Here is a 13,326-nt window from a genome sequence, read left to right on the forward strand (position 1 = left end):
CATCTAACTGGAGGATTGGGTCATTTTTGTGTTTAGAGGAGGAAATAAACAATGTTCAATACCAAAGGAGATCGTTACATTACGAGAGGAGTGAATGAACAAGTACCACTGGCAATTGATTGATGAAAAAGTAGAACAATCAGAAATTCAAATGGATTACCTTCAAATTTTTGAATTCAGTCGAGATGACCAGAGAGGGACAATCACGATTATTCATCGACAGAAAGAGCCATTCATTACCGATCACCACGAATGACGAATCACAACTGACTTAACGATGTTCCAAGTTCAGAAGCTATGGATGATTGACGATTAAACGCATCAGATTATGTTACCAGCGGAATACTAACGATAAATAATTAGATGATAAGTAGGAAAAATCAAAAAATGATCGAAAGAAGTGCTTAATCATGACGAGAAAAAATAGAAAATTCGAACCAATACGGGTATTGACGTTGCTCCGCAATTAGTCGATTGGTTTCACAAAATTATTTAATTAGGGGATAGTTATTGGTATGATGGACTTTGATATAAAGTTAAAAGGGAGAATAAAATGAAAAAATTAGTGCTTTTGGGATTATTGGTTTGGGGAGTATTTTTGACAGGATGTACTAATCAGACAAAGTCTGTCGGAAATAAGACAGAGACGACTACTCAGTCATCTAGTTCTATGTCTCGTGAGGAAATAGCCGAAAAAAGAGAAAAGATTATTGCAGACATTCAGCGGTGTCGAGAAACAATAGTCGACATGGAAAAATTGGCGAATGATACAAAAAATTTGGTTGAACAAGACGACTCGCCTGAAATACAATCAGAGTTAGCAAAGGCAGCCTCTGAAACTCAAAAATCCATAGATCTAGTGAACGACGAAATTAAGAGATTGGAAAAAGAGTTAGAAGAATTACCAAAGTAAGAGAGTTCTTAAAGGAGAAATGATCAGTACCTTCTTCTGATATAGTTTGAATCATAGCTAAAAAAAGCAAGACATTTTATGAAAGATTCAGGAGACGAAAGTATTCGTCTCCTTTTTTGTAGAGATCATAACTAGTATCAAAAATACATTGAAAATTCAATTAACGAATATAAGACAAACGGATTGAATGACATTCACCAAAATAGCTCTATCCCTTTTGCTGAAGAGATATCATTAGATTGGATTTGGCTAAATCTTGATTTTTCAAGAACAATGAACTTTAACCAGATAAAAGAAACATAAGGCTCAACTGTTTTTAAAGTTGAGCCTTGTGTTTTTTACTTATCGAGAAAAGCATACCGCAAAGAGTCAGAAACTTATCTAGTTTTGGTCTCTTATTTTTAGGTTCTCTGAAAGATCACTTAATTGTGTGAATTTTTAGGCATTTATTCGGAGGATAGCAGAGTAGTGATAGTTCCATGCGAGTTAATAGCTGAAAAGACAAATTTACTCTAATGTCTTATTATTTTTCAACTTTGCCTATATAATTATCATTAGGACAGCAAGGGGAAATGGTCATATGAAGAACAATTGAATGGATGCAGTTCACCAGAATAGTTGACATGAATATCCTAGGATAGTGTCCTTGCAGACAGCTTTACTATATCGACAGTTGAAGATAGGGTGAAAAATATGAATGATTTAAATAAATATGGACTGTTGAATTCTCTTTTAGGGATTATTAATAATTACGATGAAGATGATTCAAAGGTGATTATAGCGAAGTATTTTTTAAAACACTTTGACAGATTAGATGAAATCAATATTTTTGATGCGGCGGATGAATGCTTTGTGACTAGAACCTCTATCCGCAGATTTGCTAAGTTTATTGGTTTTGATAATTTTCGTCATCTTAAAAAAGATCATGAGCAATACGATTACTATCTTCAATTTGAAGAAAAGAGCAATTACCCAGAGTATTTAGCCAATCAGATCACTCAAATGGCAACCAATCTTAGAAATAGAATTGGCGGAGAAGTTGAGGAGGTTGTCGAAGCTATTATTGGGTCTAGAGAGATTGTTTTTCTGGTTTCGGATATTTATGGAGCAAGGTGTTTAGAGTTTCAAAAGGAGATGATTTTTTCCGGTAAGATGGTTCGGATCGTTTCCTATAACTTTTCTGACAGCAAGGTACTCAAGAGGATCGATCCCGACGATTTAGTTATCGTTATCTCAGTATTAGGCAGCTTCATTTATCAAATGAATGATTTGATCAATCAATTAGAGTGTAGAAAAGCCATCATGACCTCTATCGAAGATTCGAACATGTTGAGTAATTTTGATTTGATCCTTCCAATGGGAGAGGTTGGCTCGCCTTCCTCAAAAACGGTTTATCACACCCTAGCTATCGAGTATTATTTGGATGTCGTATATCATGAATATCAAAGGCAAGTAAAAAAGGGGACATAATCTGCCCCTTTTTTTTTGACCACATTTGTTAGACTATAAATGAATTCGAAATTACTATCTGCAGATAGAAGCCACAATAAGGAGGGATTTTTATGTCGGATAAAGAATTAAGTAGAGAAATTTTGTCAAGCTTTGGCGGCGAAACGAACATCTCAGTTGCAACTCATTGTGCTACCAGGCTGCGTCTAACTATCAAAAATGAAGAAAAGGTCAATGAAGCTGACGTAAAGAAAATAAAAGGTGTTTTGGGATTAGTTAAAAATGAAAACGAGTACCAAGTGATTATTGGTACCAATGTAAGCTCTGTGTACTTAGAGTTTAGTAAGTTGGGAGATTTTGGAAGCGATAACAAGGAAGAGCAAGCTGGTAAAAATACTGAGCAGCAGAAAAAAGAGAAAAAAAATTACTATTTGATTGCTACTGATTTTATTGCCGGAACAGTCTTGCCAACGCTGCCAATTATAGTAGCAGGAGGAATGATGAGTGCCGTTCTGGTGATGTGTAAGACCTTTTTTAATCTATCGACGGACACTGGGACTTATACAGTTTTTAATGCGATTTATTCTGCTGCCTTTACTTTCCTACCAATATTTATTGGCTACAATGCGGCGAAAAAACTTACTATCAATCCAATGCTGGGTTCTTTATTGGGAGCAATATTGGTTTCCCCCGATCTTAACGGAGTAGAAAAATTAGATTTTCTCGGAGTGCCAATAACTACTGCAAATTACGGCAGTACTATTTTACCTGTCATTTTTGGTGTTTTATTTATGGCCGTGATTTACAAGCCTTTAGATAAATATATTCCTAAGGAAATAAAATTTTTCTTTGTTCCATTGTTGACTATGATTATCACTGTTCCAGTAACGTTAATCTGCTTAGCCCCGATCGGAACCTGGCTAGGGCAGTGGATTGGTGCAGGGCTGGTTTGGCTGAATGTCAATCTTGGTTGGCTTTCTGTAGGAGTGATTGGAGCAGTATGTGCCCTTTTAGTGTTTACAGGAACCGGGACAGGATTGTATGCGGCGATCTTTCTTGCCTTTTCCGAAAATGGCTTTGAGAATTTTATTATGCCGGGAATGTTGGCCGGAAACTTGGCAATTGGAGGTGCTGCGATAGCTGCGATGACTTTGCTGAAGGAGAAGGATACAAGAGCAATGGCCTTTTCATCGGGATTAACAGCGGTTTTTGGAATCACAGAGCCGGCTATTTTTGGGGTGTTGATCCCTTACCAAAAGCCGTTTATAAGTGCTGCTATTGGTGGCGGTATTGGCGGTCTATTTGCTGGATTTACCCATGTCGCGGAATATGCTTTTGTTTCGCCCGGTGTAGCAAGCATTGTTGCTTTTATTAATCCGGATGGGACTAACACAAATCTGATTATGGCTGTTGGAACCATGCTGCTAGCTTTTGTCAGTGCCTTTATTGCAACGAGAATTATAGGAATCAAAGAAAGAGTGGAGGAATAATATGAAGACAAATAACTATGTATTTCCAAAAGGGTTCTTATGGGGAGGAGCTACCGCTGCGACGCAGTGTGAAGGTGCTTGGGATAAAGATGGAAAGGGTGCCTCAGTACTTGATCATTGTACTAATGGCGATCGTGAACATCCCCGTAAAGTAACTGATTCGATCGATCCAGAACAGCATTTTTATCCAAGTCATAAAGGCTGTATGCAGTATGATCGTTTTGAAGAAGATATTGAATTATTCGCGGAAATGGGCTTTAAAACCTATCGCTTATCAATTAACTGGTCACGCATTTTCCCGAATGGGGATGATGAAAAACCAAATCAAGCGGGATTGGATTACTATAGAAGATTATTTGAAAAATGCCGTTCACATAATATTGAACCTACTGTCACAATGACTCACTATGATATTCCATGGAATATCTGTGTTAAATATGGCGGCTGGGCGAATCGAGAAGTCATCGACTTATTTTTAAGATACGCTGAAACAATTTTGACGGAATACAAGGGATTGGTTACTCGCTGGTTGACACATAATGAAATCAACTTTGGAACTATTTCATACGGAGAATTAATTACCTCCGGAATCTTACCGAAACATAGACAAATCGTTATGCATGATGCCGATGCAACTGCAAAAGATATCAACAAGCGTTTTCAAGCACTTCATCATGAATTTGTTGCTAGTGCGAAGGTTGTTCAACTAGCCCATGAAATTGATTCGAATAATGAAGTAGGTTGCATGATGTGCGGCTTTGCCTTTTATCCATTGTCATGTAAGCCTGGAGATGTAGCGGCTGCTCAACGAGATATGGAAATTTGGAATTATTACTGTATGGATGTCATGTGTAAAGGCAAGTATCCCTATTGGGCGAATCGATATTGGAAAGAAAATGACATCAATCTTTCTATTCCTGAAGAGGACTACAGAGTCTTAGAAAATGGAACGGTTGATTTCATCAGCTTTAGTTACTATCGCACAGATTGTTCAACCGATGAGTTGGAGAAGCATGAAGGATCAACTGATTTTGGCATGCAAAATCCATTATTGGAAGCGACAGAATGGGGATGGACAATTGATCCGCAAGGGTTGAGATGGTTGCTCAATGAGTATTATGCTCGCTATGAAAAGCCTTTGATGATTGTTGAAAATGGAATAGGTGCTTATGAGACTATGGAAGAGGATGGGGCGATTCATGATACACATCGAATTGAGTACATGAGAGAACACTTCAAGGCTATGGCTCAAGCGATTGAAGATGGCGTTGATTTGATAGGCTATGCCTGCTGGAGTGCAATTGATATTGTATCAGCTGGGACTGGAGAATTTAAAAAGCGATATGGCCTGATCTATGTAGATGCGGATGATTTGGGGAATGGGACTTACGATCGATATAAGAAAGATTCATTCTTTTGGTATAAAAAGGTTATCGCATGTAATGGTGAAAAATTAGACTAATTTATTTTTGCCATGGACCGCTCTTTTTATTCGAAGGATATGCGAAACTATATTTACTGAGCCTGCGGGTGAACAAACGAGATGCAAGTTGATTGCGTCCCGTTTGTTTTGCTTGTAAAGCAACTATTTTTTGACCACTTAAACCTGCGTAAATGCTGTTCCACTTTATGGACTCAGGTCCATAACTTGGTGATCATATTGCTTTTAAGGCTGAAAGCATTTACATTTACAGCAGTAAAAGGGAAGGGAGAAACAAGATGTTTTGGAATAAAAAAAGGGAGATTTTTGCACCGGTTGAAGGAAGATTCGTTGATTTAACAGAGGTAGAGGATGAAGTATTCTCAAGTGGCATGATGGGACAGGGCTGTGGGATCATACCGACAGGAGGAACGATTGTAGCTCCCGTCGATGCAGAGATCATCAGTGCAAGTCCAAACATGCGACATGCCATGGGTTTGCGTTTAAAGAATGGCTGCGAGCTATTGATTCATGTGGGAATCGATACGGTTTCATTGAAAAATCAGGGCTTTTCTACTTTAGTGAGTGAGGGAGACCAGGTGAAGAAGGGCACGGAGTTACTGAAGTTTGATCCACAAATAATAAAAGAGGCAGGACTTAAGGATACTGTCATGGTAATCGTGACGAATACAAAAAGCTTTTCATTAGAAGTTGGTACGGAAGCAAAGGAGCTGATTGCTGGAGAATCGGTGATAATGACTATTAAATAAGCTTGGATATTGGCCATTATATAAGCTGATAAGAAAGAAGCAGGTGTTTGTTGTATCAAAAGAATACCAGAGGACTTTATTCCTTTTTTTAAATGGATAGATCCAAAAAGTCAACAGCGGGAAACTCTGTTGGCTTTTTGTTATTTTTATTTTTTGAAAATCTGAATGTAGTTTGTCTTGGCTTTTATAGCAGTAAAAATAAAGTAAAAAAAGAGCAATAGAAAGGAAAAAAAGTGTTCTTTTTGAACGTATTTTTGCAGCAGTATCAATCTCTTGAAAGATTATTAGCCTGGCTATATACTCCCACCAAAGGAGGAATAGACATGTTCAAAATGATAAAAAGACTAGGGAAATTATTTTTTGTCGGGATGCTATTGCTGCCCTTCATTTTTTCTGCTTTTTCGGAGAATCAAGCGGCGGCGGATGAAACAATGGACCTGACCTTTAAACCACAACCCGCCAGAGTCGGCGATCAGGGTGATTTGACGATTTCAGCCAGCAATCCTGAACAGGTTACAGTCGAAATCACACCTAACACTGGTCTAAGTTTGACAAAAGAAAAATCAACTGAGGATATTGCAGTCTATAAATATAAAGCAAACAAAGCGGGAAAATATACGATAACCGCTAATAGAACTTTTGAGAATCAAATTTTAGAAAGTAAATCGATGACTGTGAATATTTTGGAGGCGACCGCAACTAGCAGCACGCAGCCGATCGTAAGTTCAACTATTTCTGGAGCAGCAGATTCTGCAGATATACAAGCTTCGAGTACGAGGGATAGCCAAACTCAAAAAAGAACTAGTGATTCATCGAGCGCTGAAGGTTTCTCAAAGCAAGCACCTAGTGGAAATGAAAAGATCGATGCAGTTAGAGGGGCAACGTTACATCAACTCTCTGAAAGCGATGCAGCTAAGCTTGGAAATCTTTGGGACTATAATGCCTATTTAACAGGACAGCATTCTGCCAATATGGCTGATACTGAAGGAGCTATAGCAGTTAAAGGGGATAGTCTCTTTCCAGATGACCTGCAAACATTTACCTATGGTGCTTCTTTTCGGGAAAACAATACAACCATCGGGGAGCCAATCAGAGAGGACCAATATGTGAATGTTTTGATTGGAGGAAAGATCGATAATCGTGCCACCAGTGAATGGGTGAAACCGGTTGTTGAAAACCGAACAACGAATGGTAAGACACAAGGTTGGCTAGTGGGCCGATCCAATATGACTGATTGGATTTATAAGAACTTAGGAGAGTGGTTTTCTGCTGTTGCGTATAAAGCAGACGACAGTGTGATTGATAGCACTTTCGCTCGATTGCAGTCGCAGGAAAATCAAATGGTAACTAAGTTAGAGGAGCTTACCACACATCTTGGCAAGACTGTTTACGAAGGCTCTGGAATCAATCTGATCGCCTCAGCTTTAGATCCGCAGGTTCTTATTTTGAAGCTGACCGATGAGAAGACCCCATTAGAGCTCAAGACCTTGTCCATTCCGGAGGAATACTTAAAGGGGGAACAGTACAAACAAATCATTGTGGACTCTGCGGCAGAAAAAGTCGTAATGAACGGTACTAGTTTGGCAGGAGCGAGTCAGCAGGACGCAGGAACCTATAGTCAGTTAGCCAGCAAGGTATCTTTTTACTTTCCCAATGCTAAAAGTATTACAAATTATCTAGAGGATGATGGTACGTATCCTGATACAACGAAGTCCGGGATAAGCGACAGCGGAGCAGACAACTATGGAAAAGACAATGGAAAAAATTATTACCACAGCTTTACGATAGGGAGTATCATCGCGCCGAATGCTACAGTGGTGTATCATTCCGGCAGTATCAATGGGTATGTATTTGTTAAGAATCTTCATCAACGAGATGGAATGGAAATTCATAACTTTTACAATCCTTGGCTGCCGGAAATCGAGCAGGAGAAAGAAGGCGCAGTCAGTTTACATAAGCGAGACAGTGAAACGAACGGGCCGCTTGCGGGAGCTGAGTTTGGTATCAGAAAAAAAGCTGCATCAAAGTTCATTGATGTTCAATTAACTGGAGCAGATGGGAATCTTTCGTTCAGCGGGTTGGATTATGGGGAATATGAGATCGTCGAGACAAAGGCACCAGCAGGATACGAACTATCTCCAACAGTTCATAAGGTTACGATTGATGAAAATACTCCTGAAGTCACCCTAGAAGCCGAGGATACAAAAAGTGAAGTTGCTGCGGCTGGGATTGAAGTTCATAAAACGGATGGAACAAACCATGAAGAGTTATCGGGAGCAGTCTTTGGACTTAGAGGCTTGCGGCAGCATGAATTTATTAAAGAAACTACAGACGAAGATGGCAGAGCTGATTTCAATAAATTAACCCCCGGCTATTATGAGCTTGTTGAATTGACTTCCCCTGATGGCTATCAAATTGATGGACAGCCGCACATCATCTATGTTGGAAATCATGAAAAGAAAGAGTCAATTGAACTAACCAATGAGCCAAAGAAAGAAAAAAGCGGCAGTATCCAGTTAACAAAAATTGATGCATCAACAGGCGAGCCGTTAACAGGTGTAGAGTTTGGTGTCAGAGAATTTGGTCAGCGAGAATTTATAAAGAAGAAAACGGATGAGCAGGGGATCGTTACATTTACTGATTTGAAGCCGGGCGCTTATTATACCGTAGCGGAACTAACGACTTTAGCTGGCTATGAATTGACGCCGCGGCCACTGGTAGTGAAAATCAGTGAGGGTGGTCAAGACTTAAATATTGGCAATTGGACGAATCAAAAAACGGAGATCACGAAAAAGGGAAGCCTGAAAATTGAAAAGACTGACAAAAATACAGGATTGCCTTTGAGCGGAGCGACATTCGGTATTCGAGCGCTAGGCCAAAAGGAGTATTTAGAAAAGATCACAAATAATCAGGGGGAAATTCGTTTTGATGATCTGGCTCAAGGGATTTATGAAGTCAGAGAGCTGAAAGCTCCAGACGGATACAGCACCACAAATTTAGTGAAAAAAATCAACGTTGGCTATAATGAACAAGCCCCCATAGTGATTTCGAAATGGGAAAACAAAAAGACAGAGGAACAATTAGGCAGCGCAAAAATTATTAAGGTTGACGAGGATGGGACGCCTCTGGCCGGAGCTGAGTTTGCTATTCGTAATGATCACGAACGAGAATTCAGACAAAAAGCTGGAACAAATGAAAGCGGTGAAGCCTATTTCAATAACTTGCCATTAGGAAAATATGAGGTGATTGAAATCAAGGCCCCAGCTGGTTATCAGCTTGACGGAGCTATTCATCATGTATTTGTAACCAATGATCAAACGGATAAGAATAGTCTCACGATAAAGAATTATAAAAAGAAGAGTGATTTGGGCCAAGTTTCTCTAGAAAAGCGAGACAAGGATACTGGGAAAGTTTTGGCTGGAGTAGTCTTTACTCTAGAAAAAAGAGATGGAACAGTAGTGGATACCTATAAAACAGATAAATTTGGACGGATCTTTGTAAAGGATCTAGCGTTTGGTACGTATCAAATTGTTGAAAAGAAGAGTCTAAATGGCTATGAATTAGACCGAACACCAGTCGTATTTACGATCAATAAGGAGAATCACTCACAGCTTTTGATGTTGAATATGGTAAATAAGAAGAGCTCAGGTACTCAGGTATCAAACAATAAGGATAGAAATCAAGGCTATGCTAATAAAAGAGGCAATGAATCTAAATCTAAGATTCACAGCAAAACAGCCTATCCTAAAACAAATGAAGAGCCTGAACCTCTAATAATGATGGCTGGTATAGGTTTATTGTTTTCTGCTAGCTACCTATTCTATAGACAAAAAGATAGGAAACAAAGACGCTAATTTCGAAATAACCAAGAAATAAATAAAAGGAGTCTGCGGCATACAACTGGTGCCGCAGACTCCTTTTTACTTATCATTTTGACAAACAAGGAATGTTTATTCTAATATGAATTTTTTCTGCGATTCATTTGGTTCTTTTCTATGATAAAAAAGTAGCTTCAACTCGTTCAAAGAATTATACTTTAGACGAAGGAGTTTTTATTAATGATAGAAAAAAATGAAATGCCGCTAATTTTTTCTCATGTGGCAGCACAAGGAAAACCGCGACATATGAAAGCTGAGGTAGCAGGCTGTCCATTTTGTGATTACGCGGAAAAAGAGAATATTCTGGCTAAAGAGGGAGAGTTTCTCTGGATCAAAAACAAATATCCCACCTTAAACGATACTTCGCAAACCTTGATTATTGAAAGCAAGGCTCATAACAGCGATATTTCTACCTATACAAAAGAAGAAAATCGCCATCTGATTCAGTTTGCGTTAAAATGCTGGAAGCAGATGAAAAACGATTCGCGTTATCAATCTGTCTTGTTTTATAAAAATCATGGACCATTATCAGGAGGCTCTTTAAAGCACCCGCATATGCAGATCGTGGGATTAGAAAATCTGGATGGAGAGAGCCAGATTCAGAAGGAAACGTTTGAGGGCGTTCTCGTGCTAGAGTATAAAAATATTTCAGTTACTCTATCTAAGTATCCAACAATGGGCTTTTTAGAGATCAATCTGCTTGCCGAACGGGATGAAAATACGGAGCTATTCGCAGATTATTTGCAGCAGCTTGTTTGTTACGTTTTACAACGCTATTTTCAAGGACGCTGCGATAGCTTTAATCTCTTTTTCTTTGAAAGAGAGGGAAAGCTGATCGCAAAGGTAGTACCAAGATTTGTCGATTCGCCTTACTTTGTGGGCTACCGCCTGTCGCAAACCTTTAGTGATGATCATTTAAGCAAGCTTGGAGGAGAGTTAAAAGCATTTTTGACTTTAAACGAGACTGAAAAGAATCCTATGAATTAAGCGTTTTGATTTTTGTTTATAAAAGAAAGTCCTAAAAGCAGCAATCAGACTAGTTTTGATTGCTGCTTGCTTTATATAGAAAATAAATGTATCTGTGCAATCATTAAGAATTTGTTTGAACTATTCTTAGTTAAGCTTTAGCTGCGATGTTATCTTAATGTTTAGTAATTTGTTCAACTTCAATACTAGATCACAAAGCTTCAGTTTAAATTGTCGATTTTGGTGAAGGATTTCCTAAAAAAAGTGCAGTCAGTCCTGACTACACTTTGATCGTTCAATCTTTTCTTATTTTTGACACATGCTTACTGCGGCCACCTATTTTCGCTGCGAACTGGTCCGACTCTTGTTTATTTTGGAATAACCAAAGCTTCTCAGGGTCTTTTTCACGGGTGCGCTGACCTTCTTTACCAATGTAACCATGTAGGACTTTGACAACATACATAAGATCACCTGCTTTTTTTATTTTAGCTTCATAGTATACAGGGGAAAAAAATGAAAGCAATTTATCTGCCTAATAATTAAGGAAAACTTCATCAGAGACAGCTCATTTGGCTTGCTTAGCAGACCTGTTTTAAGTGATACTTTAACTAAACGAATCAAGATCACTGGAGGTGAAAGCACTTGATGGAAAAAGTCTTTGTACTAGCACCAGATTCCTTTAAAGAAAGTATGAGTGCAAAAAAAGCTTGCGAGGCAATGGAACGCGGGATTCGAAAAGTATTGCCTAAGGCAGAAATACATCATGTCCCAATGGCGGATGGAGGGGAAGGGACGGTTGATGCATTAGTTGACGGCAGTGGAGGAACAAGGATAGCAGTCTCGGTTTCTGGACCAATTGCAACAGAGAAGGTAACAGCCTATTTTGGTCTGTTGCCAGATAATCAGACTGCTGTAATTGAGATGGCCAAAGCCAATGGGCTCGAATTGTTGCCGGAAGACAAACGCAATCCGCTGATTACATCCACTTATGGAACAGGAGAAATGATCAAAGCGGCTTTGGATCAAGGTGCTAAAAAAATTATTATTGGCATCGGCGGGAGTGCCACCAATGATGGCGGTGCTGGTATGGCACAGGCATTAGGTATTCGTTTACTGGATAAGGAAAATAACGAACTTCCTGTTGGCGGCGGCGCATTGTCGAAATTAGCAAAAATTGATGTAACGACGATCGATCCGCGCATCGCGGATACTGAAATTATTATTGCTAGTGACGTAACGAATCCGTTGACTGGACCGAATGGAGCATCTGTAGTTTTCGCTCCGCAGAAAGGAGCAACAGCTGGCCTTGTCGAGAAACTGGAGGAAAATCTTGTCCATTATGCGCAGGTTATAAAAAAGGAGTTAGGCATAGATATCAAGAATCATCCTGGTGCTGGGGCAGCTGGTGGATTAGGAGTAGGTCTTTTGGTCTTTACTGGGGCAAAGATGCGATCGGGGATTGAGTTAGTAATCGAGTTGACACATTTGGAGGAAATGATTACTAAAGCCGACTATGTTTTTACAGGCGAGGGCAGTATAGACTATCAAACGAAATTTGGCAAAGCACCTTATGGAGTTGCGAAGCTGGCGGAAAAACATCAAAAGCCGGTTTTTGCTTGCGCTGGTCACATGGGTGAACATGTCGAGACACTATACGAAGAAGGAATGACCGCGATTTTTAGTATCTTATCCAAGCCTAGTTCATTGGAGGACGCCTTAAAAAAGGGCGAAGAAAATTTAGAGCAGCTAGTTGAAAATATTGTACGTGTACTGTGTATAAAGTAAAAATACATAGTAAGAACGAGGCATTCTCAGAAGGAGAGTGTCTTTTTTTGTGAAAAAAAGTAATCGAATGATTTTAATCCTTTAGCTAGCTAGATATGTTGGGTGATTTAGGAGAAACAGGGATATTTCTATCAGTTAAAATTCTTTTTTTCTTGCCAGCAAGCTTCTATTCGCCAATTTCCTTGTTAAGCAGGAGGGCTTTTCTGTTATTTTTTTGTAATCTGCCGATCATTTACCGTTGATATAGATTGTTTTTCTTATGAGGTTTATATAGATATAACTCAGAATAATAAGTAAGGGTGAAAAATAATTAATTTAAAAATGACTTAAAATGATAATTTGACCTTAAATTAACTATATAATATAATTATTTTATAAAAATATTTTTATATTTTGTAATTGTTAATCTAATTAGCATAAAAATGCTTATTTTGTCGAATGATTTTTAAAGAGAATCAATCATAAATATAGCATGAAGAAAGGAGAAAATGATGCAGTTATTGATTTTAACCAAGGTTCCTTCTTATGAGGAAGCCTTCGAAACCCAATTAAAACAACTAGGAAATGAGGTTTACTGCTCAAATAATTTAATTGCCGCACTAAAAAAAGAGGGGTTTAACAAGCAATTTTTATTAAAGTTTGACGGAATCATTTT

10 protein-coding genes are annotated in these 13,326 nt (G+C 38.7%); 9 read left to right on the forward strand and 1 reads right to left on the reverse strand.

Annotation, left to right across the window (positions count from 1 at the left end):
* Positions 1 to 94 precede the first annotated feature (94 nt).
* The 8 genes from JZO85_RS11285 (at position 95) to JZO85_RS11320 (ending at position 10,907) form a co-directional block, all read left to right on the forward strand.
* Positions 95 to 256 carry a DUF960 domain-containing protein gene (locus JZO85_RS11285; protein WP_242550336.1) on the forward strand — a complete coding sequence of 54 codons (162 nt, stop codon included), beginning with the start codon at positions 95 to 97 and terminating at the stop codon, positions 254 to 256.
* Positions 257 to 553: 297 nt separating this feature from the next.
* Complete coding sequence (locus JZO85_RS11290) at positions 554 to 913, forward strand: hypothetical protein (RefSeq protein ID WP_207108632.1); 360 nt, start codon at positions 554 to 556, stop codon at positions 911 to 913.
* A gap of 693 nt (positions 914 to 1,606) precedes the next feature.
* Positions 1,607 to 2,383: a MurR/RpiR family transcriptional regulator gene (locus tag JZO85_RS11295; RefSeq protein ID WP_207108633.1), complete on the forward strand. Its 777-nt coding sequence runs from the start codon at positions 1,607 to 1,609 to the stop codon at positions 2,381 to 2,383.
* A 92-nt stretch (positions 2,384 to 2,475) separates the two neighbouring features.
* Complete coding sequence (locus tag JZO85_RS11300; protein WP_207108634.1) at positions 2,476 to 3,852, forward strand: PTS transporter subunit EIIC; 1,377 nt, start codon at positions 2,476 to 2,478, stop codon at positions 3,850 to 3,852.
* A 1-nt stretch (position 3,853) separates the two neighbouring features.
* Entirely contained in the window at positions 3,854 to 5,314 is a 1,461-nt protein-coding gene (locus tag JZO85_RS11305; protein WP_207108635.1) for a glycoside hydrolase family 1 protein, read from the forward strand.
* Between the two features lie 257 nt (positions 5,315 to 5,571).
* Positions 5,572 to 6,042 carry a PTS sugar transporter subunit IIA gene (locus JZO85_RS11310; RefSeq protein WP_207108636.1) on the forward strand — a complete coding sequence of 157 codons (471 nt, stop codon included), beginning with the start codon at positions 5,572 to 5,574 and terminating at the stop codon, positions 6,040 to 6,042.
* Between the two features lie 323 nt (positions 6,043 to 6,365).
* Entirely contained in the window at positions 6,366 to 9,896 is a 3,531-nt protein-coding gene (locus JZO85_RS11315) for a SpaA isopeptide-forming pilin-related protein (protein WP_207108637.1), read from the forward strand.
* Positions 9,897 to 10,100: 204 nt separating this feature from the next.
* Positions 10,101 to 10,907 (forward strand): DUF4931 domain-containing protein, encoded by an 807-nt coding sequence (locus JZO85_RS11320; protein WP_207108638.1) that lies wholly within the window; start codon positions 10,101 to 10,103, stop codon positions 10,905 to 10,907.
* A gap of 274 nt (positions 10,908 to 11,181) precedes the next feature.
* On the opposite strand, the gene JZO85_RS11325 is transcribed toward JZO85_RS11320, so the two are convergent.
* Positions 11,182 to 11,349 carry a hypothetical protein gene (locus JZO85_RS11325; RefSeq protein ID WP_207108639.1) on the reverse strand — a complete coding sequence of 56 codons (168 nt, stop codon included), beginning with the start codon at positions 11,347 to 11,349 and terminating at the stop codon, positions 11,182 to 11,184.
* Between the two features lie 182 nt (positions 11,350 to 11,531).
* On the opposite strand from JZO85_RS11325, the gene JZO85_RS11330 reads away from it, so the two are divergent.
* Positions 11,532 to 12,671, forward strand: a complete 1,140-nt coding sequence (locus JZO85_RS11330) for a glycerate kinase family protein (protein WP_207108640.1) — start codon at positions 11,532 to 11,534, stop codon at positions 12,669 to 12,671.
* Positions 12,672 to 13,326 lie beyond the last annotated feature (655 nt).

Source organism: Candidatus Enterococcus murrayae, from assembly GCF_017315985.1.
Taxonomy (GTDB): Bacteria; Bacillota; Bacilli; order Lactobacillales; family Enterococcaceae; genus Enterococcus_A; species Enterococcus_A murrayae.

Coding starts and splice junctions, on each gene's coding strand:
- JZO85_RS11285 (WP_242550336.1), top strand. CDS start 95: ATGAACAAGTACCACTGGCAATTGATTGATGAAAAAGTAGAACAATCA.
- JZO85_RS11290 (WP_207108632.1), top strand. CDS start 554: ATGAAAAAATTAGTGCTTTTGGGATTATTGGTTTGGGGAGTATTTTTG.
- JZO85_RS11295 (WP_207108633.1), top strand. CDS start 1,607: ATGAATGATTTAAATAAATATGGACTGTTGAATTCTCTTTTAGGGATT.
- JZO85_RS11300 (WP_207108634.1), top strand. CDS start 2,476: ATGTCGGATAAAGAATTAAGTAGAGAAATTTTGTCAAGCTTTGGCGGC.
- JZO85_RS11305 (WP_207108635.1), top strand. CDS start 3,854: ATGAAGACAAATAACTATGTATTTCCAAAAGGGTTCTTATGGGGAGGA.
- JZO85_RS11310 (WP_207108636.1), top strand. CDS start 5,572: ATGTTTTGGAATAAAAAAAGGGAGATTTTTGCACCGGTTGAAGGAAGA.
- JZO85_RS11315 (WP_207108637.1), top strand. CDS start 6,366: ATGTTCAAAATGATAAAAAGACTAGGGAAATTATTTTTTGTCGGGATG.
- JZO85_RS11320 (WP_207108638.1), top strand. CDS start 10,101: ATGATAGAAAAAAATGAAATGCCGCTAATTTTTTCTCATGTGGCAGCA.
- JZO85_RS11325 (WP_207108639.1), bottom strand. CDS start 11,349: ATGTATGTTGTCAAAGTCCTACATGGTTACATTGGTAAAGAAGGTCAG.
- JZO85_RS11330 (WP_207108640.1), top strand. CDS start 11,532: ATGGAAAAAGTCTTTGTACTAGCACCAGATTCCTTTAAAGAAAGTATG.